Here is a 26400-nt window from a genome sequence, read left to right as displayed (position 1 = left end):
TCCATCGGCGCCTCAAGGAACGGCTTGCCGGCTGTTTTCAGCGGATGGAGGCGTCACGTGGGAAACCAACTGGATCAAGGATTTCGAATTTAACGATGATCCTTCACCCCCGCCTGCTCGCACATATCCACCACCGGACAAGTCGAGCACCGCGGCCGATTCCCCGTACAAATATGCTTTCCGAACGGCACCAGCAAGCGATTGATATCGATCCAATACCGCTGCGGCAGCGTCGCCTCGAGCGCGGCCAGTGTTTTCTCGGGTGTCGACGCCCGCACATAACCCCAGCGCCCGGTCACCCGATGCACGTGGATGTCGACACTGATGACGGGCGTCCCGCACGCCACGCCCAGCACCAGATTCGCGCACTTGGGACCGACGCCGGCGAACGACAGCAGCACGTCGCGGTCGCAGGGCAGCATCGTGCCGAACCGTTCTTCCACCTCGCGTGCGATGGCCAGGATCTGATTGGCCTTGCGTTCATGAAAGGTACTGGGGCTGATCAGGGCGTCCAGTTCTTCCCAGGACAGCCGGCCGACAGCCGCCGGCGTGCGGGCCTTGGCGAACAGCTTGCGTGACACCGGCAGCGTCACCTCGTCGTACGTGCGGATCGAAATGATGCACGCCAGGAGCTGCTCGAAAGTGGAGGTATAGCCTTCTTCGGCCAATTCAAAGAGCGCCGCCTTGGGCCAGGGTGTGACCGCGTCCTCGATGCGTTCGAGGGCGGCACCGATATCGAATGGACGCTTTTCCATGGATTACCTCCCGCATCATCACCCAATGAAGCGCCAAGCATAAGCGGTTCGCATGCCGGCTTCCGTTCCGTGTCGCACAAGAAGAGAATCAGGCGACAACGCGCACAAACTCATTCGCCAGCTTGGACATACTGTGATTTTCTTGGACTTAAGGAGATCCGATGCCGACCTTCGCACGCGCGTCCTGGTGGCGCTTCCTGCCCAGCCAGATCCTCGAAAAATTCGCCATCCATTCCTTCGATGCGCGCCACGGCACGGACACGAGCACATTTTCCGATCTCGATGGATTGGCCATCGCCAGCGAAAACAAACGGCATGGCGAACGTTATCAGCCGTCGCCCGTGCATTCGCTGCGCCAGGTGCTCAGGCGGCTGGGAATCCGTCATGCCGATTTTTCCTTCGTCGACTTTGGCTCCGGCAAGGGGCGAACCCTGCTGATTGCCGGGGAGTTGCCGTTCAAGAGGGTGATCGGCGTCGAATTCAGCGCGGAACTGCATGGCAGGGCCGAGCAGAACATCGCGCGCTACCGGCGGCGAACGGCCAGCGAGGTAACGGCGGTGCATGCGGACGCCACGCGGTTCGACTTGCCGCCGGGGGATCTGGTCCTGTATTTCTTCAATCCGTTCGCACATGCCGTGTTGCAGCAGGTGCTCGCCAATATCAATGCCGCGCTGCGGGCGCAGCCGCGCACGGTCATCCTCGTCTATTTATATTTGCCCGATGAAGCCTGGTTGGCGCCGCTGCATGGGTTTCGCCTGCGGGAGTATTGGCGTAAGTACCATATTCTCGAGTACTCGCCGATTTCCGCCTGTTCTCTTACGTGATAACGCCAAAAGACAACACATGGAACCGAACCATGCCTTTGTCTTGCATGCCCCGAAATGGTGAGGTATCTTGCTATGCCTCAAGAAATATTTATGTGGGTCACCATGTCGACCTCTACCCCAGAATCTTCACTCCAGCCACTGCTCCGCCTCCTCGGCCATGCCCGCCATGTGTTCGGCGGCCTGCTGCTGATCACCATTGTATTGTTTTGCTGGCAGCATTTCGGCATGGAAAAGGTGGTCGACCTGACTGGCGGTCATTTCCCCGTGAACGTCGAAGATGATCGCGCGGGCGGCGGCGCTTCCGTGGGGGCGCTGGAGCGCAAGGGCCACGATCTGATCGTGCATTGCCACATCGCCAAGAAGAGCGATTGGCCTTATTGCAAGCTCACCTTCGATCTCGTCAAGGACGGTACCGGCGTGGACATGTCCCGTCTGGATTATCTGACCATCGACGGGGAGTATGCCGGGCCGGGGACGTCGAGATTCGGCCTGGTTCTCGCCGATGCCGAGGACGGCTTGACCAAGCGCGACCAGTGGCAAACCTACAAGATCAACCAGATCGACGCGCTCGATCTGCCGCCGAACGGCCATCTGCTCGTGCCGATGAAATGGTTTGGCGTGGCGCAATGGTGGAAGGACATGGTCAAGCCGACGATGGAACATTCCGCCGTCGGACTCGACAACGTCGCGCGCGCGGAACTGATGATCAATGGCGGGGGCAAGGAAGGCGAACACGTCTTTACCTTGCACAGCCTGCGCTTGCACGGCAAGGTAATCAGCCGGGATGCCCTGCTGATGGGGCTGGTGGCCGCATGGGCGCTGTGCGTCGTCGTCTGGCTGACGATTCTCACGCTGTCGTTGCGCACGCAGCTCAAGGACAGCAAGGCGGCCATCGCGCTGCTCAGCGAGGTCAACAAGGCGCTGGAGCTCGAGGCGCGCGACCTGGCCGGCCAGGTGCACATCGATCCGCTCACCGGCGTGCTGAACCGCCAGGGCCTGCGCGCGGCGCTGATGAGCACCTCGAACCTGCTGTCGGATCCGATGGCCGTGATCTTCATCGACATCGACCATTTCAAGCGCATCAACGATACGCATGGCCATGACGTGGGCGACGACGTGCTGCGCAAGTTCGCCAACGTCATCGCGGCCGGCATCCGCTCGTCCGACCGGCTCGTGCGCTGGGGCGGCGAAGAGTTCCTGATCGTCTGTCCGCTGACCAATGTGCACCAGGGACAGATTCTCGCCGAAAACCTGCGCCATGCCCTGCACCGGCAGACGTGGCCCGTGGGCCTGCGCGTGACGGCATCGTTCGGCGTGGCGCAACACCACGAGCGCGACGAGGTCGGCGTCGTCATCAAGCACGCCGACGAGGAGCTCTACCGTGCCAAGCAGGGCGGCCGCGACCGCGTGTGCGCCCACACGCCGGTGAACGTGATCGCGACCGCACACGCGGCCTGACGCATCACAGGGCGATCTCGGTGCCGAGCCGCTTGAGGAATTGCGCGATCCACTGCGGGTGCGCGGGCCAGGCCGGGGCGGTCACGAGGTTGCCGTCCGTGACGGCCGCATCGACCGGGATGTCGGCATAGTCGCCGCCAGCCATGCGCACTTCGGGCGCGCAGGCCGGGTAGGCCGACACGCGCTTGCCGCGGATGACGTCGGCGGCCGCCAGCAACTGGGCGCCGTGGCAGACGGCGGCGATCGGCTTGTCGGCGTGGGCAAAGCCCCGCACCAGCGCGATCACCTGCGGGTCCAGGCGCAGGTATTCGGGCGCGCGGCCGCCCGCGATGACGAGGGCATCGTAGTCGTCGGCGTTCGCCTCGGCGAAATCGGCGTTCAGCGCGAACTGGTGGCCGGGCTTTTCGGTATAGGTCTGGTCGCCTTCGAAATCGTGGATCGCGGTCTTGACCTTGTCGCCCTTCTTCTTGCCGGGGCAGACGGCGTGCACCGTGTGGCCCACCGCCTGCAGCGCCTGGAACGGCACCATGGTCTCGTAATCTTCCGCAAAATCACCGGTCAACAATAGAATTTTCTTCGCTGCCATCGCGTTCTCCTCGTGAGGGTTCCCTGGACTTGCCTCGACAAGATACCATCGTTTGGAACGCTTCGTGGCGTTGCTCCGGTCGCGCCGCCGGATCGGCCGTCAGGCCGCCGGCACCCGTTCCTCGAGCACGCGCGCACGCAGGGCCGCCAGCGGCAGCGGGCGCGCCAGCAGATAGCCCTGCACGTAGTCGCAGCCGGCCTGGCGCAGCCACTCGAACTGCTCGGGTTCCTCGACGCCTTCGGCCACCACGGTGAGGTTGAAACCGTGCGCGAGGGCGATCACGGCGCCGGCGATCGTCGTGCCGGACGTGGGCAGCAGGCGGACGAAGCTGCGGTCGATCTTGAGGTGGTTGATCGGGAAGGTCTGCAGGTACGCGAGCGACGAATAGCCGGTGCCGAAGTCGTCGATCGACAGGCGCACGCCCAGCGCGCGCACGTTGTGCATGAAGTCGACGGCCACGTCCAGGTCTTCCATCAGCATGCTCTCGGTGAGCTCCAGCTCCAGGCGCTCCGGAGGCAGGCCCGTCGCGGCCAGCGTGTGCTCGACGACACGGATGAAGTCCTTGTCGCGCAGCTGGCGCGCGGAGACGTTCACCGCCATGCTGAGCCACATGCCGGTCTGGCGGTACAGGGTGACGGCGTCCAGGCAGGCGCGTTCCAGCACCCACTTGCCGACTTCGACGATCAAGCCGCTCTCCTCGGCGACGGGGATGAATTCGGCCGGCGAGATATAGCCCTGCTCGGGATGCGGCCAGCGCAGCAGCGCTTCCACGCCGACCATCTTGCGCGAGCCGCAGGCGTATTGCGGCTGGTAGCACAGTTCCAGCAGGCCGGCCTCCAGGTGGCGGCGCAGGTCGCGGTCCAGGCGCGCGCGCCGCTGCGTGGCGAGGATCATCTCGCGTTCGAACACGGCCACGGTGTCGCGGCCGTTGGCCTTGGCGCGGTACAGGGCGGCGTCGGCGTTGCTGAGCAGTTCGCTCATCGTGTGCGCGTCGTCCGGGAAGATGCAGGCGCCGATGCTCGCGGTGGGGATCACTTCCAGGCCCTCGACCTGCAGCGGCTGGCGCAGGCCGGCGACGATGCGCTGGCCCACGCGTTCCAGCTCGGCCGGATCATCGAGCGGCGCGACGATGACGGCGAATTCGTCGCCGCCGATGCGGCCGATGCGGTCGCTGGGGCGCGCCGTCGCGCGCAGCACGCTGGCGACCTGGCGCAGCAGGCGGTCGCCGGCGGCGTGGCCGGCCGTGTCGTTGACGACCTTGAAGTTGTCGAGGTCGATCAGCAGGAGGCCGACGCGGCCGCCCGTCTCGCCGTGCATGGCGAGTTCCAGCTCCAGCGCTTCATACGTGCAGCGGCGATTCGGCAGGTGGGTCACGGTGTCCGTGTAGGCCAGGTGCTTGAGCTGGGATTCGGCGCGGTGCATGCGCGCCTTGGTGCGGCGCGTGAGCAGCGACGTCGTCACCAGCGCCCCCAGCGAGGCCAGGGCCAGCAGGGCGCCATAGCGCAGCAGGTCGTTGCGGATGCCGACCGTGTCGGCCGTGAGCACGACCCGGCCCAGCGCCATGCCGCGGTAGCGGATCGGCCGGGCCACCGAGAGCGGCGTGAACAGCGTCCAGTCGCGCAGCAGCGACGGCGTCTCTTCGACGGCGCCGTTGCGGTAGGCCGCGAATTCGACGTCCTGGCGGTCGTACACCGTGGCGGCGGCCAGGAACGAGGAGTGGCGGAACGAGCGCAGCATCTCGTGCGCCGCGTCCTCGTCATGGAACATCAGCGTGGCCGCCACGTTGTCGGCGATGATCGCCGCCTGCACCGCGAGGTCGTCGGTGAGGTTGCGGCGCAGGGCGACGAACTGGTAGGCGAGCAGGATGCAGCAGGCGACGCCCAGCGCGGCGGCGGCGGCCAGCAACTGGCCCACGCCGAACATGCGGCTCAGTTCTCCGGTGCGGCGCACGGTCGTCGGCTTCATAGCACGTTCCTCGCCAGGCGCAGCAGGTGGGAACTGAAACGCAGGCCGCTCCTGGCCGCTTCCTGCGTGTCGATGTCGAAGCGGATGTGCTCATCATCCTCGACGAGGGTGATGGCGGCTTTGCTGCCGGCGCCGTCGCGCACGACGAGCATCCCGGTGGCAGGCAGCGCCGGCTGCTGCGCCGTGCGCGCCAGCACGGCGATGTCGCAGTGCGGGACCTTGGGATGCGCGAGGTCCGTCACGGTCCAGGGCCGCCCGTTGACCGGCTTGCCGTTCAGGGCGTGCAGGCCGGCCCAGAGCGGGTTGTCGGGACTCGCGCAGACGACCAGCGGCGCTTTCGCGCTCCCGTCCGGCCAGGTCGTGAACATGGCGAAGTTGAAGATGTAGGCCGCCTTCAGGTCCAGGCCGTCGACCTGGGCGCGGCATGCGCCTGCAGCGAGGCCGAGGCCGGAGACGATCGCGAGGACGGAGAGGACGCGGATCATCGTCAGAACCGCCAATCCAGTTTCGCCGCCAGCGTCCGGCCCTCGCGCGCGAGCGTCGGTTGGACGAAGGCCGGACCGGCCACGTCGGCATAGCGTTTATCGAGGGCGTTGTACGCGCTCAGCGACAGCTCCGTGCGCGGCAGCAGCTGCAGCGCGGAGAGCGTGACGTTGGCCACGCAATAGCCGCCCGCCGCGCCCTGGTCGGCCAGGCGCATGCCGCTGCACAGCAGTTCGGCGCCGATGCGGCCGCCGCGCCAGCCCAGCGGTGCCGTGACGTTGGCCTTGGCCAGGTGGCGCGGCGAATCGATCATCGGCGCGTCGCCCGTGCCGCGCGCGAGCTGCCAGGAATAGCTGGCGCGCAGGCGCACGGGGCCGAAGTCGCGGTCGAGCGCCGCTTCGAGGCCGCGGGCGTCGGCGTGGTCGATGTTGCGGAAGATGAGCAGGCCGCTGTCCGGGTCGTCCTGCTGGCTGATCAGGTCATCCACCTTGTAACGGAACAGCGACAGCGTCGCGTGGCCGCCGCCCGCGAGCGTGTGTTCCAGCACCAGTTCGCGCGTCGCGACGCGCTCCGGCTGCAGGTCGGGATTGGGACGCTGGCCTTCGGGGCCCGACGTGGCGTAGTACATCTCGTAGGCATTCGGCGTGCGGAATGCGCTGCCCGCGATCAGCTTGACCGTGTCGGCCGGCGTCGCCTTGTAGACGACGGCCACGCGCGGGCTGAAGCGATGGGTATCCGGCATCTCGTGGTCGTCGAAGCGTACGCCGGCGTTGACGAGGAAGCCGGCCGGCAGGCGGATCTCGTCTTCCACGAACACGGCGCTGCGGGAGGCGCTGTGATGGTCGTCCAGTTGCAGCGCATACGGCTGCACGTCGTAGTTGTACTGGTCGCGGCGCGCATCCCGCCCCAGCTCGGCGCCGAGCACGATCTTCTGGTGCGGCAGGTTCGTCAGGGTCGCGTTCACGCTCGCGCCGTACCAGCGTGCATGGGCGCCGTCGATGTTCAGGACGGGCACGCCCGCGTCGTCCGGATACCAGCCGGTGCCCACGTAGTCGGCCTGGCCCGATTGCACCTGGGCCGCGAGGGAGAGCGCAGGCGTGACCTGGGCGTTCCACGTCAGCCCGATGCTCGTCTGGGTGTCGCGCGTGCGGTTCGGCGCACCGAACACGGCTTCGAAGGACGCGGTCGGCACGCCCTTGGTGCGGGCCACGTGGCTGGCCGACAGCGTCACGCCGCCAAAGCTGCCCTTGACGAGGAAGTTTTGCGCGCGGTCCCAGTCGAGGCGCCGGGCCACGCCGGCGCCATTGTCCGGCGTGTCGAACTCCGGGAAATACAGGTCGCGGCCGGTGCGGTTGAAGGCGCTGGCGGACAGCAGCAGGTCGGCGCCGTTCTGCCCGTGCCAGCCGTAGCTGGTGCGCGCCTTGCGCTCGCCCGCGGTGCCGCCGGTGACGGAACCCTGGAGGCCGGCCAGGCCGCTGCCGTCGCGGGTGACGATGTTGATCACGCCGAACAGGGCGTTCGATCCATACACGGCCGAGCCGGGACCGGGCACGAATTCGATGCGCTTGACCATGTCCATGTCAAGCAGGCCTTCGGTGCCGATGAGGGCCTGGTCGTACACCGCGTCGTTGATGCGCACGCCGTCGACCAGCAGCAGGAAGCGGCTGTTGTAGTCGCCCGGACGGAGGAAGCCGCGCGCGCCCAGGTAGGCGTAGTTGCGGTCGTTCGTCACGTACAGGCCGGGCAGCGTGGCCAGCGCGTCGGCCAGCGTACGCCAGCCGAAGTCGCGGATGTCCGCGGCCGTGAGCACCACCGCCGACGACGGCGCGTCGCTGATCGGCTGGGCGAATTTCGATGCGGCCGTCACGACCCGCATCTGCATCAGGTCCTCGAGCGGAATGGTGGTCAGTGCCCGGATGCCCTCGCCGGCCGCCGCGGACGTGTCCGTGCCCGCCTGCGCCGCGTGGGCGGCGTAGGGCAGGACAGTGCACATGATGACGGACAGGGCGGCGCGCCGCGGAATGCGTTTGGACATGGCGTGACGAAGGCCGGTGGTGACGACCCGTCTCTTTCAAATTGTTTCAAATAATCACTGATAAGTACTATAAAGAAACTTTTGTCCCATAGCATCCTAAAGTTGCATCGAAAAGACAAATTTGTGTGTTTATGGTGCGCATCATTCCATATTGCACTAAAAGAGGAAAGTTACACTCGCTTGCAATTGATACTGTTTCACTATTTCCACGTCGATGCATGAGCATTACTCTATACACATGTTTGTTACAACGATACCAAAGGGGAATACCATGCAACGCATTTCGACCCGTCTGACCGCCCGTGCTGCCCTGCTCGCGGCCTTCGCCGCCGCGCCGTTCGCGGCCCAGGCTGCGCCTGACCACCACGCGCACGCGCAGGCGGAATGCCGCAACTGCGCCACCGTCGTCTCGAACCACACGTACAAGCGCGAACCCGAGCGCGCCAGCGGCGTGGGCGGCGTGGGCGGTGCCGTCGTCGGCGGCCTGCTGGGCAACCAGGTCGGCAGCGGTCGCGGCCGTACCCTTGCCACGGTGGCGGGCGCGGTGGGCGGCGCCTATGCCGGCAACCGCATCGAGCGCAACGTGAAGGCCGAAACCTATACGGACGTGCGCGTGAAGATGGCGGTCGGCGGCTATCGCACCTTCACGGAGAAGGGCGCGCCGCGTTTCCACAACGGGGAACGGGTGCGCGTGCTGGATGGGCGCCTGGTGCGCTGAGTCCTTCAGACCGTACGTGAATCCGCCGGCCGCACGTTCGCGATCACGAAGCCGCTGGCAGGCAAGGTCGGAATGCGGCGCAGGCCGACCGTCAAGTCCTGCGGCGGCACGTCGTAGGCGATCGCGCGTGCGAACAGCTGCAGCGCCGATTTCACCAGGTCGCCCGTGACGAATTCGCCCGGGCAGCGGTGGCCGGAATAATGATCGCCGCCGCCATGCGGCACGAAGTCGAAGCCGCTGCCTGGCCGGCGCTCGAAGCGCTCCGGCCGGAACACCTCCGGGTCGCCCCACAACGCCGGATGGTGGTTCGTGCCGTACAGGTCGAACAGTACCCACGTCCCCTTTTTCACCTGCAGCCCGTGCCAGTCGAAGCCGTGCAGGGCGCGCCCGCCCATCGCCGGGATGAACGGGTAAAAGCGCCGCACTTCCTGCACGAACCAGCCGAGGTAGTCGTCGTCGCCCGTGCCGATGCGCGCGCGGCAGTGCGGGTAGTCGTGCAGCGCCAGCAGCGCGAACGCGATGTAGCGCGCCACGGCCACCGTCGGGCGCAGCAGGTTGATGAGTTCCACGCCCGCGTGCTTGCGGCTCATGAGTTCCCCGTCGGCGTCGCGGTGCCGTGCGATCACGTTCAGCGCGCTGTCGAACGGCGGTTGCGCCTGGCCGGCGCGCACGGCGTCGATCAGGGCGCGGGCCCATTGTTCGGTGCGGGTGCGCACGAGCAGGGCGCGCCAGTTGCGAGGGCCTGCCGATCCGGCGCCCGCGATCATCTGCGCGAATTCTTTCGTACGCCGCGCCGCTTCCTCGGTACTGACGGGAATGCCCGCCCAGCGGCACACGGCACGGCACAGTACTTCCTGCGCGGCGTCGTGCACGACCACGCGCGGCAACGAAGGCCAGCGCGCGAACTGTGTCCGCCACTCCGCCGCGGCCAGCCCCACGAGGCGCTGCCGCTCCTGGGGTCCGAACAGCGACATCAGCATGGCCTTGCGCTTGCGGTGCGCTTCGCCGTCCAGCGTCATGACGCTGCCGAAATCCTGCAGCAGGGCCAGCGTCGGCACCGGCAGCGCGTGGCGGCGCGTGAAGCGCCCGGGCTGGTAAAACATGCGCGCCGCGTCCTCGCCGCGCACGCACAGCGCGCGGCGCAGCATCAGCCGGGCCGTGAACATGTCGCTGCCCAGGGCCGCGTAGCGCCGCGGCATGAACTCATAACCCTCCGCGAGGAAGGCGAGCGACAGATCGAGGCCGCGCGCGCGCGGTGCGGCGGCGACGGCGTCGGTGTGGCGGGGGTGGCCGGCCATGGTCAGTGCGGCACCGGCAGGAAGGCCGGATCGGGCGTGTCCTGCAGGGCGCGCGGCAGGTAGATGGTGACGGTCGTCCCTTCGCCGGGCCGGCTCGCCAGCCGGATATGGCCGCCGCTCTGCTTGACGAAGCCGTGCGCCATCGACAGGCCCAGGCCCGTGCCCTTGCCCTCCGGCTTGGTCGTGAAGAACGGCTCGAAGGCGCGCTCCATCACGTCAGCCGGCATGCCGGCGCCCGTGTCGCTGACGGCGATGGTGACGAATTCGCCGGGACGGATGCCGGGATACGCCAGCTGGTCGGCCGCGCCGATCGTCATGTTGGCCAGCGCGATGGTGATGCCGCCGGCACCGGTCATCGCGTCGCGCGCATTGATCACGAGGTTCAGCAGCACGTTCTCCAGCTGGTTCGGATCGACGAGGACGTTCCACAGGTCGGGCGGAATCGCCATGTGGATGGCGACGCCGTCGCCGGCCGCGCGGTGCAGCAGGGTGTCCATGCGTTCGATGAGCTGGGCCAGGTTGACGACGCTCGGGTGCAGCGGCTGGCGGCGTGCGAAGGCGAGCAGCTGGGCGGCCAGCTTCTTGCCGCGCTCCACCGCGTCGAGGATGTTCAGGAGGCGCTTGCGGCCATTGTCTTCGCTGCGCAGCATCAGCTGGACGTTGGCGCTGATGATGTGCAGGATGTTGTTGAAGTCGTGCGCCACGCCGCCCGTCAGCTTGCCGACCGCCTCCAGCTTCTGCGAGCGCAGCAGCAATGCGCGCGCTTCCTCCAGGCGCTGCTGGCGCTGCTGCTCGCGTTCGGCCGCTTCCTTGCGCGGGCGGATGTCGCGCACGAACGCCGTCACGCCATAGCCCTGCCTTGTCGCCAGCGGCGTGATCGCGATCTCCACCGGGATCTCGTGGCCCTCGCGCGTCAGCGCCGCCGCTTCCGTGGGCCCCGTCAACCGCGGGCAGGCGCCGTCGCGGGCGAAGCGTTCCAGGCAGTCGCGCCACTCGTCGCGTTGCGGCGCCGGTATCACGAGTTCGAGCACGTTGCGCCCGATGGCTTCCTCTTCGCGCCAGCCGAACATCTGGCTGGCCTGCAGGTTCCAGTCCGTGATGCGGCCGTCGGGGGCGATGGCGATGAAGGCGTCGTAGGCCGTCTGCAGGATCAGGCGCACGCGTTCGCGCTCGGCGTCGATGCGGTCGCGCGAGGCGCGCAGTTCGACCGTCATGCCCTGCGCCAGTTGCAGCGCGCGGCGGCGCTCGGAGGCCAGCAGCCACACGACCAGCGCCAGCAGCAGGCCGAGGCCGATGCCCGTCAGCGCGATCGCGAGCGTCGCGCGGTGCTCGAGCGACGCCTCGAAACCGGGGCCCGAATGCACGACGACGGTCCACGGCCGGCCGGCGCTGTCGACCGTCGTCTGGTAACGCAGCATGGGACGGTGGCCGGGGGGTGATGCGCCGGGCGAGCGATAGAGCAGGGCGGCGGCGGTGGGCGCCACGCCGTCGTAGATCTCGATCCGGAGGTCGCCCGCGTGCTCGCCGCCGAGACCCCGCATCAGGTCGTTCATGCGGAACGGCGCGTACACCCAGCCGACGATGGCGGCGCGCCGGGCCGCGACCGTATCGGGCGTGGGGCCGGTCCGCGCGGTGCCGATCCCATATACGGGGACGTACATCAGGAAGCCCGACTGTTCGTCCCTCCCGCCCTCCTGCACCAGCACGACCTTGCCGGTGGCGGCGGCGCGTCCCGTGTCGCGCGCCGCCTCCATCGCCGCGCGCCGCACCGGCTCGCTGAACATGTCGTAGCCGAAGGCGCGCAGGTTGCGGCCCGAAAACGGTTCGATGCGGGTGACCGACGTGATCACGGGGCGCGGCCCGGGCGGCTTGATCGTGTAGTCGCGGAATCCCTCCGCGCGCATGGCCGCGACGTGGGCGTCCATCCGCCCGGGCGGGATGAGCGCGGCGATGCCCAGCGCCTCGATGCCGGGGAAGCGGTCGTTCAGGTGCAGCACGGCATAGTAGTCGGCGAATTCGGCCCGGCCGACGTCGACCGAGCCGCGCAGGAAGCCGCGCGTGGCCAGCAGCACTTCCTCGTAGACGTCCATGCGCCGGTCGATGTTGGCGGCGACGTCGCGCGCCCGGAAATTGAAATTGCCGGCCAGTTCGGCCGCGGCCGTCCGCTGCGCGTTGCCGGCCACCATATAGGTCACGATCAGCGCGGCGAGGAAGGCGAGCGCGGCCAGGAGAAAGGGGAGGTGGGCTGGGCTGCGCGGCGAGGTGCGGTTGGGTGGTGGGGGCAATGGGTCTGGATGCGGCATGACTGCTTTACGCGTACTCGACAAGGCGGTGGCGATATGGATCCGTTGCCGGCAAGGCAAGCGCGCCGTCCTGTACAGGATACGCATGGTCGGGCGGGACGGGCGCACAACAGGGCGGCGCCGGCCGTGCTGCGGCTACAATGAGCGTTTTACGCCATGCCCATGCATTCCCACCTTTCCACCGACGCGAGCCTGCTGCAGCGCGTGCGCTGGGGCGCCGCGCTGGCCCTGGTCGCGCTCCTGCTGTGGGCCGCCCTCGCGCCGCTGCGCTATCCGACGCGCGAGCGCACCTTCGCGTTTCCGCACGGCGCCGGCTTCGTGCCTGCCGAGGTGCGCCTGGCGCTGGGCGTGCGCGACGTCCTGCTGCTGCATAACCGCGACGCCGTCCCGCACGTGTTCGGCCAGGTGCTCGTGCTGCCGGGCCACGCGCTGCGCCTGCCGTTCGAGCAGGCCGGCGATTATGTGTACGCCTGCGACGTGGCGCCCGGCCACTTCGTCACGGTGCGGGTGGGGGATCATCCGGACCCGGGCTGGGGGCGGCTGGGCTGGCGCCTGCGCGTCCTGGCCGACGCCGTGCGCACCTTGCCGATCGAAGGACCGGAGGGCTGAGAAGGGAGCAATCGTGCTCCGTCCCGCGCGGCGAATCTGTCATCATGCGCCCATGGCCACGATCACGTTACCCCTGTTCCCGCTGAGCACGGTCCTGTTCCCGGACGGCGTGCTGCCGCTGCAGATTTTCGAGGTGCGCTATCTCGACATGATCAGCCATTGCCTGACCGAGGATGAGCCGTTCGGCGTCGTGCTCCTGACCCACGGCCAGGAAGTGCGCACCCCGCAGGGCCAGGAAAAATTCGCGGCCGCGGGCACGCTGGCGTCCGTGCAGGACACGACGGCGTCCACGCCCGGCCTGCTGCAGGTCGTGTGCCGCGGCGGCGCGCGTTTCAACGTGCTGGACAGCGAGCGCCGCACGAACGGCCTGTGGATGGCCGAGGCCGAATTGCTGGAAGACGACCACGTCGTGCGCATCCCGTCCGACCTCAAGGGCGCGGCCGACGCGCTCGACCGGGTGCTGGCGTCATTGCACGACGTGCCGCAAAGTCGCTGGCCGGTGCAGCCGCCGTTTCGCCTGGACGATTGCGGCTGGGTGGCCAACCGCTGGTGCGAGCTGCTGCCGCTGCCCAATCACCAGAAGCAGAGCATGCTCATGCTGGACAATCCGATGATCCGGCTGGAGCTTCTGCACGATGTGCTCGACGAGCATGGGCTCATCACGTCCTGATTCGATGAGCATGGGCTCGTCGCGGTCTGCTCTTTATTGAACGACGTTGCTCCGGCAAAAAATCGTCATTTTCTTGCGAAAACCGTCACTCCCGCACAGAAAGCCGTCGTTCCCTCGCGAAAAACCGTCGTTTCGGGACGAAAAACCGTCGTTCCCGCGCAGGCGGGAATCCAATTTGCGCACTGCTGCGATGCGTGCAGAAATTGGGTCCCCGCCTGCGCGGGGACGACGGTGGTTATTTATGCGGCGACGTTGACGCTTCGACGGACATGGTCACGGGCACGCTTACACTTACGCTTCGACGTTCATGCTCACGCTTCGACGCTGACGCTGCTGCTCGTGTCCGTCGACGATGTGCCGTCGCTGCTGTTGTCTGCATATGCCTTCAGCAACTGCAGCGCGTGTGCGAATTCGCGCATCGGGTCGCGCTCGTGGTGGGTCTTCGACGTGCCGGTGCTGCCGTTCGTGGCGCTCGTGCCGGTGCCGTCGCTGCTCGTGCTCGAGCTGTTCGAGCTGTTCGCGCTGCTCGAATCGTTCGAAGCCGCCGTGCTTGCCTGCGAGATCTCGTACGCCGCCAGCTCTTCCGCGCTGACCGTGCCGTCGCCGTTGGTGTCGGCCGCTTCGGTCGTGCCGCTCGTGCCGCTGGTCGAGCTGGCGGAGCCGGTCGAATCCGTGGCGCCACCGCCACCGCCATGGTGGCCATGCGGGCCGCCCGGTGGCGGGCCGCCGGCACCCTGCATCCCTTGCGTTCCGCTGCTGGCGCTGGCCGCATCGACGGTGCTGCCGTCCTGGCTGTCCTGGCCGTCCTGGCCCGGCGGCGGACCATCCGGCCGCATACCGCCGCCCCGGTGCACGCGCGACGCATCGAACTGGGCGCCCAGCTGGTCGGACAGCTTGGTCATCGCGTCCGTCAATTCGCTCTTCGTGACCTTGCCGTCGCCGTCGCCGTCGAGGGCGCTGAAGGCGTCGTCGATGTCGCTCGACTGCGTGGACCCCGAGTCGTCCGTCGCCGACAGCGCACTTTGCAGGTCGCTCTTTTCGATATATCCCTGGTTCTTCGTGTCGAGTTTGGAAAAGACCGAATCGGCCCAGTTCGACACGTTGCCGGTATTGCTGCTGCTGATGCTCGCAACCATGTTGAAATCCTTTGCTAAGCGGAATTGTTGACTGCATGAATTATCGGCCCGGCGGGGTCCGGCGCGCAGGCCTGGCGGTGTAAAGCCGGGTAAAGGAATGTAAAGAGCCCAAGATGAAATTATTGCAATGTGCCGCCAAAAACGCGGATTTCATATACAGAGGGTACGATTTGAGGTAACCTTGAGCGCGATTTAGACTCTCTACGTCCGTGCGGCGCCGTGTGCGCTGACCAGGCAGCCAATTCGCCGCTCCCGGCCAAGCCGCGCGAGGCGCGTCCCGTCACCCCGGTTTTCCCGCGTTGGCCCTGCCAGGGCAGCAGCCCGGCCGTAGAACGCAACGATTCATTGCCCGAAAGAAAACATGTCTGAAACACCGACCACTATTGAAGCTGGCGGCGCACCGACCGTGCGCTTCGCCGATTTCGGCCTCGCGCCTGAGATCCAGCGCGCACTGTCGGACCAGGGCTATGTCCATCCGACCCCGATCCAGGCCCAGGCGATCCCCATCGTCCTGCAGGGCCGCGACGTCATGGGCGCGGCCCAGACCGGCACCGGCAAGACGGCCAGCTTCTCGCTGCCGATCATCCAGCTGCTGCTTCCGCACGCCAACACGAGCATGTCGCCCGCGCGCCATGCCGTGCGCGCCCTGGTGCTGACGCCGACGCGCGAACTGGCGATCCAGGTCGCCGAGAACGTCAAGGCCTATGCCCAGCACACGCCGCTGCGCTCCACCGTCGTCTTCGGCGGCATGGACATGAAGCCGCAGACCGAAGTCCTGCGCCGCGGCGTCGAGATCGTCATCGCCACGCCGGGCCGCCTGCTCGACCACGTGGAGCAGAAGAACATCAGCCTGGGCCAGGTCCAGATGCTCGTGATGGACGAGGCCGACCGCATGCTCGACATGGGCTTCCTGCCCGACCTGCAGCGCATCATCAACCTGCTGCCGAAGAAGCGCCAGAACCTGATGTTCTCGGCCACGTTCTCGCCCGAGATCAAGAAGCTGGCGGCCAGCTTCCTGAACGAGCCCCTCCTGATCGAAGTCGCGCGCAGCAACGCTACCAACACCGCGATCACGCAGGTGCTGTACAAGGTGGACGAAGAACAGAAGCGCAACGTCGTCGAGCACCTGATCCGGTCGCGCGACCTGAAGCAGGTCCTCGTGTTCTCGAACACCAAGATCGGCGCCTCGCGCCTGGCGCGCTATCTCGAGCAGGCCGGCATCAAGGCGTCCGCCATCCACGGCGACAAGACCCAGCAGGAGCGCATCGCCGCGCTGGACGCATTCAAGAACGGCGAGATCGACGTGCTCGTCGCGACCGACGTCGCGGCGCGCGGCCTCGACATCACCGACCTGCCGTGCGTGATCAACTACGACCTGCCGTACAACGCCGAGGATTACGTGCACCGCATCGGCCGCACCGGCCGCGCCGGCGCCACGGGCGATGCGCTGTCCGTGTTTTCGGACAAGGACGAGCGCCTGCTGGCCGACATCGAGAAGCTGATCAAGCAGACCATCACGCGCGGCGAGCTGACCGGCTTCACGCCCTCGCGCGGCGGCGAGCGCGGTCCCGATCGCACTGCCGACCGCCGCGGCGGCCGCCGCGAGACCGACGCCCCGCGCGGCGAACGTCCGGAGCGCACGGAACGCGGCCCGCGCAGCATGGGCGCGCCGCGTCGCGACAAGGTCGATCCGTGGTTCCTCAAGCCCTACGAGCCGGCTGCGGCCCCGCGCAAGGACACGGCCGCGGCACCGGCCGCATCGAGCAAGCCGAAGCCCAAACTGGCCGCGCTGCTGGGCGGCTTGCCGAAGCAGTAGGGCGGGGGCGGCCCTTCGCCCACGCGTAACGTTCGCGTACCGCATACGTTACGCGCGGGCACGGCGTGCCCACCCTACATCTCCCTTCCCAGCGCCGCGTCCACCTGCGCCAGCAAATCGCCATGCTTGTACGGCTTGGCGAGGACGTTCAGCCGCCGGCCCTTGCCGCATTCCGGCAGTTCGTCCATATAGCCCGTCGTGACGAGCACCGGCAGCCGCGGGCGCAGCCGGCGCGCCTCGTCGACGAGTTGCAGGCCGTTCATCCCGCCCGGCATGATCACGTCCGTGAACAGCAGGTCGACCCGCGCGCCCTCGCGCAGCAGGGTCAGCGCCTGTTCGCCGCTGGCGGCCGCCAGCACCGTGTAGCCGGCCATGCCCAGCACGCTCTCGGCCAGTTCGCGCACGTCGTCGTTGTCTTCGACGACGAGCACGCTGGGCCGGCTGTCCGCCGCGCCGTCCCCGTCCGGCGCGGCGGCGGGCTGATCCTGGCCGTCGCCGCCGGCGGCGTCCGGGGCATTGTCGGCCACGGGGAAGATCATGCGCACCGTGGTGCCTTCGCCCGCCCGGCTGTCGATTTCCAGGCGGCCGTGCGACTGCTGCACGAAGCCGTGCACCATTGCCAGGCCGAGGCCCGTGCCCGGTCCCTTGGTCGTGAAGAAGGGCTCGGTCGCGCGGCGCAGGACCTCGGGCGGCATGCCGATGCCGTGGTCGATCACGCACAGGATGATGTACGTGCCGGGGTCCAGGCCATGCGCCTTGACGCGGTCTGCGCCGCGCACGATCGCCGTTCCCACGGTCACCTCGCCGCCGTCCGGGAGGGCGTCGCGCGCGTTGATCAGCACGTTCAGCAGGGCCATTTCGAGGTGCGTCGGGTCGAGGTCGCACAGCGGCAGGCCGGGGCGCAGGTCGAGGCGCAGGTCGACCCTGTCGCCCAGCGTACGCACGAGCATCTCGGAGAATTCCACGACGAGGTTGTTGATGTCGACGGGGACGGGCTCCAGGCGCTGCTTGCGCGCGAACGTCAGCAGCTGCTGGGTGAGCCGCGCGGCGCGCATGGCCGCGCGCTGCGCCCGTTCCAGCGCATTGCGCGCCATGTCCGGCTTCTCCAGGCTGATCAGCGCGATTTCAAGGTTGCCGTTGATGACTTGCAGCAGATTGTTGAAGTCGTGCGCCATGCCGGCCGTCAGCTGGCCGATCGCCTCCATCTTCTGCGCCTGCAGATGGGATTCCTGGCTCTGGCGGCGCTCCGAGATGTCCATCTGCGACGCGAAGAAGTACAGCAGCTGGCCGTCCTGGTCGAAGATGGGGCCGATGAACAGGGCGTTCCAGAACGCGCTGCCGTCGGCCTTGTAATTCAGGATGTCGACGGCGACGGCGCGCTGTTCGGCGACGGCCTTGCGCACCTCGTCCACCGTGCGGCGGTCCGTCTGCGGGCCCTGCAGGAAGCGGCAGTTGCGGCCGACCACGTCTTCCTGCTTGTAATGCGTGAGGTCGAGGAAGGCGCCGTTGCAGAACACGATCGGGTTGTCCGGCTGGCGCGGGTCGGTGATGGTCATCGGCATGCGCGTCATCGCGACGGCGGCGAAGAAGATGTTGCCGCGGTCGTCCAGGCCGTCGCGCTTGATGTAGCTGGCCTGCCAGTGGTTGACGCCGGGCGTGCCCATCGGTTCGTAGGCATTGCCCTCGACTTCGCCGGCCGCGGGCACGCCGAAGCTCTGGCCGCCGCCTTGTTCGTCCACCGCCTTCTGGAGGTTTCCCTGCTTGTCCGGTCCCATCACCATCGCGCGATCCTTTCGCTTCAGCCGCCAAGGCCCGATGGTGCAAATTTTAGGGCGCACGCCTGCGCCGTACTGTTCGCGACCGCACTGACGCGGCGCGCCTGCGTCAGCGCGCCGGCACGCAGACGGGATCGCCGTCCAGGTAGCGCCAGCCGTGGCTGCTCGCGACGATGCGGTTGCCCGGCGCCAGCGTGCGGCCCGGGCCGCACAGCTGCGCGCCGGCGTTCTCGTTCTCCGCGTTGAACAGCGCCTTGGCCGGCAGCCCGGCCGGGCGGTAGAGATAGACCTTCTCCGGCTGGATGTAGTCGTCGTTGTGCGCCATGCGCTCGGCGAAAATCTCGGGTTCCGGATGGTAGTGGTTCGGCGCATGGGCCAGCACGAAGCGGGCGAGCGGGCTGAATTCGACGTACGAATAGGTACCCGCACTCACCATGGCGCCGCCCTGCGCCAGCACGAGCCACAGCACCAGCAGCGGCGGCCAGCGTCCGTGTGTGCGCACGCGCAGGAGCAGCGCGAGCACCAGCGGCATGCCGGCCCAGAATGCATAACGCATGACGCCGGCCGCGCCGGAATTCCAGTTCAACACGGCCAGCGCGGGCAGGATCAGCGCCAGCACGAGGGCAAGGCAGGCGGCCCCGGTCGCGATCGAGCGGCGCCGCCAGCCCCACGCGAGCAGCGCCGCCGTCACGCCGGGCAGCGCGACGATCGCACCCTGGTTCAGGTCGAAGAAGAACGAGACGAGGCGCGTGCCGCTGATGAGTGCCGGGTCGGAAAACCTGCGCGCGATGATGTTCGGTACGCCGAACTGGACGAGGTTGAACAGCGGCGGCAGCGCGAACACGGCCAGTCCCGCCGCGAGCCCGATGACGTTCGCGCGGGTGAGCTGCGCCTTCGCGTTCGCCTTCACGCCCGCGTCGCGCCGCCAGTCGGCGCACAGTTTCACCAGCGGCGCAAAGGCGAAGAACATCACGATGGTGGGGTTCTGCTGCGCCGCGAGGCCGGCCATGATGCCGCCGGCGAGCGGCGCGCCGCCCAGCCAGAACAGCAGGGCGGCCAGCAGCGACGCGGCGCCGACGCACTCGGGGCTCGTCTGGTTCATGTACAGCATGCCGCCGCAGCCGAGGAACAGCAGCACGCCCAGCGACGCACTCGCGGCCGAGCGGAAAAAGCGCAGCAGCGCCAGGCCGAGCACGAAGATCGCCGCGTAGTTCGCGGCCTGGAACGCCTTCAGCGGCGGAATGCCCACCGTCTCGAACACGCGCAGCGGCAGCGCGGCCAGTGCGGGATAGCCGAAGAAGTGGATGCTGAAAACGGCGCCGCCGCGGCCGCGCGCGAAGGCGGGATAGACGTTCTTCACGCCGGCGCGCATGTCCTGTTCGAGCGGATCGAACGCCCAGCCGATCTGCGGCACGAGCTTGCGCACGGCGGCGATGTCGGTGAGGCGGATGTCGGGCGTGCCGTGGTGCGCGATGGCGACCGTGTCGAGCGTGTACTCGAGCATGTCGCCGCCGAGGATGGGCTGGTTCAGGCAGAACAGGATGGTCAATGCGGCCAGCAGCGCGGCCGGGAAACGCCACGCGCGCCAGCCCGCGGGGAGCCGGCGCAGGGCGGGGTCGTCAACGGGCCGCATCGCGGATCACGCGTCCGTGCCGGGCAGCGTGCGATACCACTTGCCGCCAATGACGGTGTCGATCACCTGGCGCGCGCTGCGGTCCCACGTCAGCCACGGCATGCCGGTCGAGGCGGGGGCCTTGCCGTCACGGTTCAGGGCGAGCCAGTCCTCGATCGCGCGCGCCAGGTCGGCGGGGGCCAGGCCGTCGAAGTAATACGCATGCTCGCCCGCGACTTCGCGGAACACGGGCAGGTTGCGCGCGACGATCGGGATGCCGTGCTGCGCCGCCTCGATCAGCGGCAGGCCGAAGCCTTCGCCTTCGGACGCGGCCAGCAGCGCCGCCGAGCCGGCGTAGAGTTTCAGCAGCATCTCGTCCGAGATCCCGGCCAGCCAGAACATGCGCTTGCCCTTTTCCGGATGATCGGCCATGCGCGCGGCCAGCTGCTCGACCATCCAGCCTTCCTTGCCGACGATGACGAGATTGGCATCCACGCCCCGTTCCCATAAAGCTTCGAACGCGGCCAGCGCCTGGGCCTGGCCCTTGCGCGGTTCGACCGTGCCGACCATCAGGAACGTGGGGCGCGGGGCGAGGGCGTCCAGTACGACGTGGGCGTCCGGCGGCATGCCGGTGCTCGGCGCGCTGGCGTCGATGTCGGCGCCCAGGTGGAACCAGCCCAGTTGCAGCGGCAGGCGCCGGCGCAGGCCCTGGCCGTCGTACCACGCCGCGAGTTCGTCGGCCACGGCGCGCGAGATGCAGATCACGCCGTCGGACACGGCGTGCACGGTGCGCAGGAAGTCGCCGAAATACTGTTCGGTCCCGAACGGGAACACGTCCGGGCGCAGCATCGGCAGCAGGTCGTACACGACGAAGTGGATATATACACCGCGGTCGGCCATCGCGCGCAGCAGCGCCTCGTTCTGCGACGTGCCGTTCGTGAACAGGTCGAGGCCGAGGAACACGTCGCCGGGTCGCAGGTCGACGGGCGCATCTTCCAGCGCCAGGCCGGCGCTGCCCGTCAGGCGCAGCGCGAACTGGCGCGCGTAGCGGTAGGCATTGCCACCGCCGTGAGAGAACACGGGTTCGATGCGGAAGCCCGGCGGCGGATCGTTCAGCATCGCCAGCAGGACGCTGCGCACGACGCGCTGGATACCCGTCTTGAGGTCCGACTGCACGAGGGCCGAGACGTCGACCAGCAACTGGCGCGGCGCGACGGGCGCGCGGTTGAACGCGATGGCGGCGGCGAGCGGCGCCAGTTCGCCGTCGGGGCATACCGGCGCCGCGGCGCGCACGACCCGGCGGTAATGCGCATGGCTGCCAGTGCGCGTGAAGTGTTCGATCGCGTCAAAGACCATCCGGCCCACGCGCGCCGGCGCGTGCTCGGCGTCCATGTGGGCGAGGGCGCGCTGCCCCAGTTGCGTACGCGCGCCGGCATCGCCGTGCAGGCGGGTCAGCGCCTCGGCCAGCTCGGGCACCGTGAAGTCGTCGCGCAGCTTGACGAGCAGGGCGTCGTCGATCGAGGCCGTCGAGCCGTGCGCGTTGACGATGGTCGGCAGGGCGTACAGCAGGCAGTCGAGCACGGACGCCGACGTCTCGCCGCGCGTCGACGTGCGCAGCTGCACGGCGCAGTCGGCGGCGGCCAGGTAGTCCGCATACGCGGCGGCGTCGACGAAGCCGGTGATGCGGATGCGCTCCCTGGCCGCGCTGGCGCCGGCCTTGCGCAGCAGCTCGCCGCCGTACGGGCTCGGATCGTTCTCGCCGACGAACACCAGTTTGCAGTGCGCGTCGAGCGCGAGCGGCGACGCGAGGAAGGCGTCCAGCAGTTCTTCGTTCAGCTTCGTGCGGCCCAGCATGCCGAAGGTGCACACGAGGTAGTCGTCGCCGGCCAGGCCGAGGCGGGCGCGCGCGGCGGCGCGGGCGTCCGGGCCGATACTGCCTTCCGGGCGGCCGCGCAGCAGCGGGATCGTGCGCCAGTCCGCGGCCGTTTGTTCGCCGTACCAGTCGCGGGCGAGCGTCTTCGAGAAATCCGAGTGCACGATCACGCCGGCCGCCGCGTCCAGCACGCCCTTGTTGACGGGGTACTTCCAGATGGCCGGATTGCGGCCGTTCTTCGCGTGGTCGAGCAGGCCGGAAAAGCCGTGCGATTCGTACAGCGCGTGCAGGAAGGCCTGCGGCAGATAGCCTTCGTTTTCCAGGTTGTCCAGCACGCCCGAGAAAAAGAAATCGTGCAGCACCACGATGCCGGGCACGTCGCGGATCAATTCGAACATGTGCTGGTGCGCGTGCGAATTGCCGAAGTGGTAGAGCACGCGGTCGAACAGGTGCGCATTCTCGCGCAGCCAGGCCGGGCTCCTTTGCGGGAAGCCCGCCACGCGGGGATCGTGCACGCTGTCCTGGTCGACGACGAGGTCGATGTCGTAATACCGCGCCAGTGCCGGCACCAGTTCCGCGCTGTAGTCGGCGATGCCGGATTTCACGGGCGGCAGCGGCGACACGTATGCCAGTTTCGGACGGCCGTCCGGTGCAGGCACGGGTGCAGGCGGCGTCGCGCTTTCCGCCGCGCCGGCGGCGATGCGGGTCCACAGCGCGCCGGCGCTCTCGGTGCCGGGCGCGGACACGATGTGCGCGAACGGCGCGCCCGGCATCGCGCGGGCGCGGCCGGCGCGGGCAAGCGTCAGCACGACGTCCGGCGCGAGGCCGGCGAAGGCGTGGATGCGCACCGCGGCGGCGTAACGCGGATTGGACGGGAAGTCGAATACGCGCAGGCGCTCCTTGAAGACGGCACGCAGCGTTTCCACCGCCACGTGCGAGCGGTTCGACACGGCCAGCCAGATGTCATGGCCGGCGCCGTCGCGGACCAGGTCCTGGGCCAGCAGCAGGGCCGCGGGCTCGATGCGGTCCTGGCCGTCGTCGAAGTCGATCACGATACGCATGGTTCAACTGCCTGTGTGCTTGCGGGCGCGCTGCAGGTCGGCCAGCACGTTGCGGACCGAGGCCGGCAGGCCCCTGAGTTCTTCGGGGACGTCGATGTTCACGACCGGATGCGGCAGGCTGCCCTTGACGGCCTGCAGTGCGCCGGACACGCGCCGGTTCAGCGCCGGATAGCGCAGCAGGAACGGGATCAGCGCGCGGCGTATGCGCTGGTTCTTGGTCACGCGCGTCAGCACGCGGCGCGCGAGGCCGGGCCGGCGCAGCCGGGCCACGAGGCTGCCGGCCATGCGCAGCGGCCGCGTCACCTTCCACGACGTGCTGCTCAAGGTCGCCGTCAGGCGCTGCTCGAGGTCGCGCGCCCACAGCGTGGCCTGCTGCCCGCTGGCGTGTGCCTGCGCGAGATCGTGGCGCAGCTGCGCGACTTCGGCCAGCGCCTCCTGCTTTTCCAGTTCCAGGTTTTCGGCGAACTGCATCATGTCGTGCAGTTCCGCGCGCGTCGTGTCGGCCTGCAGTTGCGTCTCGTGCAGCGCTGCCGTCGCCGCGCGGTTCGCGGCCCAGGCCTTGTCCAGGTGGTGCGAGATGTAGTCGTCGAACACGTTCGGCTGGATGCCGAAGCTGTCCATCAGTTCCGCGTGTTCCTCGGCCACGTAATATCGGTTCAGGCCATCGAACCAGGCGTAGCGGTAGCGTTGGCTCGTGACCAGGTGTTCCCAGCTCGCGTGGTTGGTTGCGCGGCTGTTCGGCAGGGTCGCCTCGATCACGAGGACCCACGGACGCCAGCGTGCAAAGTCCATGCCGCGCAGGACTTCGCCTTCGAAGCCTTCGACGTCGATCTTCAGGAAGTGGACGTCGCCGCGCACGTGTTCCGCGCACACGTCCGCCAGGGTGCGCACGGGCACCGTCAGTTCGGCCACCGCGTGGCCTTCGGCGCGGTGCTGGTCGGCGACGGACCGCTCGGGCGAGGCCCAGCCGCGCACGGCCGGCACGTCGTACAGGGTGAGCGTGCCGGTCTCGCTGCCGGCGGCGACGGCCAGGTTGACGTCGCCGGGGCGCTGCGCGTCGAAGGCGGCGATGTGCGCCGGCAGCGGTTCGATGTTGATGCCCCGCCAGCCGGCGTCGTAGAAGGCCTTGGTGACCGAGTGCTCGACCGGATCGTTGGCGCCCACGTCGATGTAGAAGCCGTCCCGGACGTGGCCGAGCGCGCGCCACAGCAGCACGTCCTCGTTGTTCTGGGCGTAGGAGATGAATCTCATGTGCGTTGGATGTCGACGGCCGGGTCGAGCCAGGCCGAACCTTCGAAATACGGACGGCGCATGTTCACGACCGTGAACACGAGCGCCAGGTCGCGCCATTCATAGTTGTTGACGAGGTGGGTCTCGGTGCTGACGATGGCCGTTGCCACCGAATAGCTGCCCGGTCCCAGGTTCATCGGGAAGGCGAAGCGGTACACGACGGTCTCGAAGGCCGCCACGTCGTCCAGCGGCAGTTCCTTCAGGTGCGTGTTGGTGCCGTACATCGGCTGGCCGAGGCGGTCCTTGATCATGTAGCCGAGGACCATGCGCGGGATCGCGGCGTTCGTCTTCACCGTCACCTGCAGCGTGACGGGCGCGCCGACGTCGACGACTTCCACGCGCTCGCCCGCTTCATCCAGCAGGGCGATGTCGGCGACGGTCGCCTCGCCCGTGCCGGACACGGTCTGCACCTTGCCCGTCTCCGTCGCCTGCAGGCGCACCGTCGCGTTCTCGCGCTCGGCGATCAGGGCGTTGTAGTAGTCCATGATCTCCTCGGGCGCGCCTTCCTTCGCCAGGCGGCCGCCGTCCAGCAGGAGGGCGCGGTCGCACACGGACTGGATCGCCTGCTTGTCGTGCGAGACGAGCAGCAGCGTCGTGCCCTGCTCGCGGTAGCGGCGGATGCGGTCGAAGCTCTTGTGCTGGAAGTAGGCGTCGCCGACGGACAGGGCTTCGTCGACGATGAGGATGTCGGGCCGGCGCGCGGTGGCGACGGAGAAGGCGACGCGCATCTGCATGCCGCTCGAGTACACGCGCACGGGCTGGTCCATGTAGTCGCCGATCTCGGCGAAGGCCTCGATGTCCGGCATCAGGGCAGTGATTTCTTCGACCGTCATGCCCAGCAGCTGGCCGGCCATGTAGACGTTCTGGCGGCCCGTGAAATCGGGATGGAAGCCCATGCCCAGTTCCAGCAACGCGGCCACGCGGCCTTCCATGTAGACGGTGCCGGTCGTGGGCTGCGTCGTCCCCGTGATCAGTTTCAGGAGCGTGCTCTTGCCGGCGCCGTTGATGCCGATGAGGCCCACGGCTTCGCCCGGCGCGACGGCAAACTCGATCTCGCGCAGCACCCATTTGAGCTTGTGGCGCGGGCGGCCGGGGACGACCCATTCCGCCAGGCGCGACCAGCGCGTCGGATACTGTTTATAGGCCTTGCCCAGGCCCTTGACGACGATCGCGCCCATCAGAGTTCATCCACCATCTCGCCGGCGCGGCGGCGGAACAGGCGCAGGCCGAACAGGCACAGGACGACGGCGAGCACGAACACGGGGAACAGGGAACGCCAGTCGGGCGCGGCGCCCTGTACGAGCACGGCCTGGTAGGCGGCTATCACCCGTGCCATCGGATTGAAGCCCAGCAGCGCACGCACGTCGGCCGGCAGGATCGTGGCCGGATACACGATCGGCGTGAGCCAGAACCAGAACTGCATGGCGATCGTGACGAACTGGCCGACGTCGCGGAAGAACACGTTCAGCACGCCGGCGATCATGCCGAGGCCGATCGCCAGCAGCACCTGCACCGCGAGCACGGGCAGGATGGAAAAATAGATCCAGCCGGGGAAGGCGCCCGAGGCGACGAGGAATACGGTGAACAGCCCGAAGATGATGGCGAAGTTGAGCGTGGCGGAGAGCACGACGATCAGCGGCAGGCAGATGCGGGGAAAGCTGACCTTCTTGATCAGGTTGGCCTGTTCGATGAACATGCCCTGGGCGCGCGCGACGATCTCGGCGAACAGGCCCCACGTGAGGACGCCCGCGCACAGCCAGATGCTGTAGGCGTAGTGCGCGTCGGCGGCCGCGCCGGGCAGCTTGCTGTGCATGACCTCCGCGAAGATCACGGTGTACACGACGATCATCGCGAGGGGCGACAGCAGCGACCAGAGCGCGCCCAGCACCGCGTTGCTGTACTTCGACTGGAATTCGCGTTTGACGCTGCCCAGCACGAAGCCGCGGTAGGCCCAGAGGCCGCGCAGCATCAGGGGAGACATCATGGCGCGGTCCCGGCAGGCCGCGCCTTTGCAGAGTACGTGGGGTGGTTCTTCATAAGTGGCAAGGCCCAGTGAGCGCGAGATTATACTCTACGGTACCGCCACACGAATTAGCACAGTTGTAACGAAGTTTGGTCCGGATGTCACCG

General features: G+C 68.0%; 21 protein-coding genes. 6 read left to right on the top strand and 15 right to left on the bottom strand.

The features are described from left to right. Window positions 1–89 precede the first annotated feature (89 nt). The gene (locus ACEN9Q_RS21270; protein ID WP_495625949.1) at window positions 90–755 is read right to left on the bottom strand and encodes an endonuclease III domain-containing protein; all 666 of its coding nucleotides are present in this window, start codon (window positions 753–755) and stop codon (window positions 90–92) included. A gap of 161 nt (window positions 756–916) precedes the next feature. On the opposite strand from ACEN9Q_RS21270, the gene ACEN9Q_RS21265 reads away from it, so the two are divergent. Continuing rightward, on the top strand, window positions 917–1579 hold the full coding sequence (locus ACEN9Q_RS21265; protein ID WP_495625948.1) for a class I SAM-dependent methyltransferase: 663 nt from the start codon (window positions 917–919) through the stop codon (window positions 1577–1579). Window positions 1580–1708: 129 nt separating this feature from the next. Here the strand turns inward: ACEN9Q_RS21265 and ACEN9Q_RS21260 are convergent, their stop codons facing one another. Then, window positions 1709–1927 carry a hypothetical protein gene (locus ACEN9Q_RS21260; protein WP_495625947.1) on the bottom strand — a complete coding sequence of 73 codons (219 nt, stop codon included), beginning with the start codon at window positions 1925–1927 and terminating at the stop codon, window positions 1709–1711. Between ACEN9Q_RS21260 and ACEN9Q_RS21255 the strand changes: the two genes are divergently transcribed. Next, window positions 1922–3040 carry a GGDEF domain-containing protein gene (locus ACEN9Q_RS21255; protein ID WP_495625946.1) on the top strand — a complete coding sequence of 373 codons (1119 nt, stop codon included), beginning with the start codon at window positions 1922–1924 and terminating at the stop codon, window positions 3038–3040. The two genes, ACEN9Q_RS21260 and ACEN9Q_RS21255, sit on opposite strands and share 6 nt — an antisense overlap. Window positions 3041–3044: 4 nt before the next feature. Here ACEN9Q_RS21255 and ACEN9Q_RS21250 read toward each other — a convergent pair whose 3' ends face one another. The 4 genes from ACEN9Q_RS21250 to ACEN9Q_RS21235 all read right to left on the bottom strand — a co-directional run bounded on the left by ACEN9Q_RS21250 (window position 3045) and on the right by ACEN9Q_RS21235 (window position 8109). Continuing rightward, window positions 3045–3626 carry a DJ-1/PfpI family protein gene (locus tag ACEN9Q_RS21250; protein WP_056449877.1) on the bottom strand — a complete coding sequence of 194 codons (582 nt, stop codon included), beginning with the start codon at window positions 3624–3626 and terminating at the stop codon, window positions 3045–3047. A 99-nt stretch (window positions 3627–3725) separates the two neighbouring features. Next, the gene (locus ACEN9Q_RS21245; protein ID WP_056449875.1) at window positions 3726–5591 is read right to left on the bottom strand and encodes a putative bifunctional diguanylate cyclase/phosphodiesterase; all 1866 of its coding nucleotides are present in this window, start codon (window positions 5589–5591) and stop codon (window positions 3726–3728) included. Then, window positions 5588–6076, bottom strand: a complete 489-nt coding sequence (locus ACEN9Q_RS21240) for a YfiR family protein (protein WP_495625945.1) — start codon at window positions 6074–6076, stop codon at window positions 5588–5590. Before ACEN9Q_RS21240 ends, ACEN9Q_RS21245 begins: the two co-directional genes overlap by 4 nt. 2 nt (window positions 6077–6078) lie before the next feature. Beyond that, the gene (locus ACEN9Q_RS21235; RefSeq protein WP_495625944.1) at window positions 6079–8109 is read right to left on the bottom strand and encodes a TonB-dependent receptor plug domain-containing protein; all 2031 of its coding nucleotides are present in this window, start codon (window positions 8107–8109) and stop codon (window positions 6079–6081) included. A gap of 271 nt (window positions 8110–8380) precedes the next feature. On the opposite strand from ACEN9Q_RS21235, the gene ACEN9Q_RS21230 reads away from it, so the two are divergent. Further along, complete coding sequence (locus ACEN9Q_RS21230; protein ID WP_495625943.1) at window positions 8381–8827, top strand: glycine zipper 2TM domain-containing protein; 447 nt, start codon at window positions 8381–8383, stop codon at window positions 8825–8827. Window positions 8828–8832: 5 nt separating this feature from the next. On the opposite strand, the gene ACEN9Q_RS21225 is transcribed toward ACEN9Q_RS21230, so the two are convergent. Both ACEN9Q_RS21225 and ACEN9Q_RS21220 read right to left on the bottom strand, forming a co-directional pair. Next, entirely contained in the window at window positions 8833–10125 is a 1293-nt protein-coding gene (locus ACEN9Q_RS21225; RefSeq protein WP_495625942.1) for a cytochrome P450, read from the bottom strand. Between the two features lie 2 nt (window positions 10126–10127). Then, the gene (locus tag ACEN9Q_RS21220) at window positions 10128–12410 is read right to left on the bottom strand and encodes a CHASE domain-containing protein (RefSeq protein ID WP_495625941.1); all 2283 of its coding nucleotides are present in this window, start codon (window positions 12408–12410) and stop codon (window positions 10128–10130) included. Between the two features lie 180 nt (window positions 12411–12590). Between ACEN9Q_RS21220 and ACEN9Q_RS21215 the strand changes: the two genes are divergently transcribed. Then, complete coding sequence (locus ACEN9Q_RS21215; protein WP_056449902.1) at window positions 12591–13037, top strand: cupredoxin domain-containing protein; 447 nt, start codon at window positions 12591–12593, stop codon at window positions 13035–13037. Window positions 13038–13089: 52 nt separating this feature from the next. Then, window positions 13090–13707 carry an LON peptidase substrate-binding domain-containing protein gene (locus ACEN9Q_RS21210; RefSeq protein ID WP_056449865.1) on the top strand — a complete coding sequence of 206 codons (618 nt, stop codon included), beginning with the start codon at window positions 13090–13092 and terminating at the stop codon, window positions 13705–13707. A gap of 311 nt (window positions 13708–14018) precedes the next feature. Here the strand turns inward: ACEN9Q_RS21210 and ACEN9Q_RS21205 are convergent, their stop codons facing one another. Further along, entirely contained in the window at window positions 14019–14843 is an 825-nt protein-coding gene (locus tag ACEN9Q_RS21205; RefSeq protein ID WP_495625940.1) for an EF-hand domain-containing protein, read from the bottom strand. Between the two features lie 361 nt (window positions 14844–15204). Between ACEN9Q_RS21205 and ACEN9Q_RS21200 the strand changes: the two genes are divergently transcribed. Continuing rightward, window positions 15205–16659, top strand: coding sequence for a DEAD/DEAH box helicase (locus ACEN9Q_RS21200; RefSeq protein WP_056449862.1), 1455 nt, complete (start codon window positions 15205–15207; stop codon window positions 16657–16659). Window positions 16660–16733: 74 nt separating this feature from the next. Here the strand turns inward: ACEN9Q_RS21200 and ACEN9Q_RS21195 are convergent, their stop codons facing one another. The 6 genes from ACEN9Q_RS21195 to ACEN9Q_RS21170 all read right to left on the bottom strand — a co-directional run bounded on the left by ACEN9Q_RS21195 (window position 16734) and on the right by ACEN9Q_RS21170 (window position 26254). Further along, a complete protein-coding gene (locus ACEN9Q_RS21195; protein ID WP_495625939.1) occupies window positions 16734–18440 on the bottom strand; it encodes a histidine kinase famiy protein in 1707 nt (568 codons plus the stop codon). Window positions 18441–18543: 103 nt separating this feature from the next. Then, window positions 18544–20067, bottom strand: coding sequence for a hypothetical protein (locus tag ACEN9Q_RS21190; RefSeq protein ID WP_495625938.1), 1524 nt, complete (start codon window positions 20065–20067; stop codon window positions 18544–18546). A 6-nt stretch (window positions 20068–20073) separates the two neighbouring features. Beyond that, the gene (locus ACEN9Q_RS21185; RefSeq protein ID WP_495625937.1) at window positions 20074–22980 is read right to left on the bottom strand and encodes a glycosyltransferase; all 2907 of its coding nucleotides are present in this window, start codon (window positions 22978–22980) and stop codon (window positions 20074–20076) included. Between the two features lie 3 nt (window positions 22981–22983). After that, window positions 22984–24231 carry an FkbM family methyltransferase gene (locus ACEN9Q_RS21180; RefSeq protein ID WP_495625936.1) on the bottom strand — a complete coding sequence of 416 codons (1248 nt, stop codon included), beginning with the start codon at window positions 24229–24231 and terminating at the stop codon, window positions 22984–22986. Next, window positions 24228–25448 (bottom strand): ABC transporter ATP-binding protein, encoded by a 1221-nt coding sequence (locus ACEN9Q_RS21175; RefSeq protein WP_495625935.1) that lies wholly within the window; start codon window positions 25446–25448, stop codon window positions 24228–24230. Before ACEN9Q_RS21175 ends, ACEN9Q_RS21180 begins: the two co-directional genes overlap by 4 nt. Beyond that, window positions 25448–26254 (bottom strand): ABC transporter permease, encoded by an 807-nt coding sequence (locus tag ACEN9Q_RS21170; protein ID WP_495625934.1) that lies wholly within the window; start codon window positions 26252–26254, stop codon window positions 25448–25450. The genes ACEN9Q_RS21175 and ACEN9Q_RS21170 overlap by 1 nt, the downstream gene beginning before the upstream one ends. Window positions 26255–26400: the final 146 nt, after the last annotated feature.

Source organism: Massilia sp. Masssp93 (assembly GCF_059491295.1).
This window is presented reverse-complemented; position numbering and strand designations above follow the sequence as displayed.

Bases quoted from the DNA above. Each gene is read 5' to 3' on its own strand.
- ACEN9Q_RS21270 (WP_495625949.1), bottom strand. From the start codon at position 755: ATGGAAAAGCGTCCATTCGATATCGGTGCCGCCCTCGAACGCATCGAG.
- ACEN9Q_RS21265 (WP_495625948.1), top strand. From the start codon at position 917: ATGCCGACCTTCGCACGCGCGTCCTGGTGGCGCTTCCTGCCCAGCCAG.
- ACEN9Q_RS21260 (WP_495625947.1), bottom strand. From the start codon at position 1,927: ATGCACGATCAGATCGTGGCCCTTGCGCTCCAGCGCCCCCACGGAAGC.
- ACEN9Q_RS21250 (WP_056449877.1), bottom strand. From the start codon at position 3,626: ATGGCAGCGAAGAAAATTCTATTGTTGACCGGTGATTTTGCGGAAGAT.
- ACEN9Q_RS21245 (WP_056449875.1), bottom strand. From the start codon at position 5,591: ATGAAGCCGACGACCGTGCGCCGCACCGGAGAACTGAGCCGCATGTTC.
- ACEN9Q_RS21240 (WP_495625945.1), bottom strand. From the start codon at position 6,076: ATGATCCGCGTCCTCTCCGTCCTCGCGATCGTCTCCGGCCTCGGCCTC.
- ACEN9Q_RS21235 (WP_495625944.1), bottom strand. From the start codon at position 8,109: ATGTCCAAACGCATTCCGCGGCGCGCCGCCCTGTCCGTCATCATGTGC.
- ACEN9Q_RS21230 (WP_495625943.1), top strand. From the start codon at position 8,381: ATGCAACGCATTTCGACCCGTCTGACCGCCCGTGCTGCCCTGCTCGCG.
- ACEN9Q_RS21225 (WP_495625942.1), bottom strand. From the start codon at position 10,125: ATGGCCGGCCACCCCCGCCACACCGACGCCGTCGCCGCCGCACCGCGC.
- ACEN9Q_RS21215 (WP_056449902.1), top strand. From the start codon at position 12,591: ATGCATTCCCACCTTTCCACCGACGCGAGCCTGCTGCAGCGCGTGCGC.
- ACEN9Q_RS21210 (WP_056449865.1), top strand. From the start codon at position 13,090: ATGGCCACGATCACGTTACCCCTGTTCCCGCTGAGCACGGTCCTGTTC.
- ACEN9Q_RS21205 (WP_495625940.1), bottom strand. From the start codon at position 14,843: ATGGTTGCGAGCATCAGCAGCAGCAATACCGGCAACGTGTCGAACTGG.
- ACEN9Q_RS21200 (WP_056449862.1), top strand. From the start codon at position 15,205: ATGTCTGAAACACCGACCACTATTGAAGCTGGCGGCGCACCGACCGTG.
- ACEN9Q_RS21195 (WP_495625939.1), bottom strand. From the start codon at position 18,440: ATGGTGATGGGACCGGACAAGCAGGGAAACCTCCAGAAGGCGGTGGAC.
- ACEN9Q_RS21190 (WP_495625938.1), bottom strand. From the start codon at position 20,067: ATGCGGCCCGTTGACGACCCCGCCCTGCGCCGGCTCCCCGCGGGCTGG.
- ACEN9Q_RS21185 (WP_495625937.1), bottom strand. From the start codon at position 22,980: ATGCGTATCGTGATCGACTTCGACGACGGCCAGGACCGCATCGAGCCC.
- ACEN9Q_RS21180 (WP_495625936.1), bottom strand. From the start codon at position 24,231: ATGAGATTCATCTCCTACGCCCAGAACAACGAGGACGTGCTGCTGTGG.
- ACEN9Q_RS21175 (WP_495625935.1), bottom strand. From the start codon at position 25,448: ATGGGCGCGATCGTCGTCAAGGGCCTGGGCAAGGCCTATAAACAGTAT.
- ACEN9Q_RS21170 (WP_495625934.1), bottom strand. From the start codon at position 26,254: ATGATGTCTCCCCTGATGCTGCGCGGCCTCTGGGCCTACCGCGGCTTC.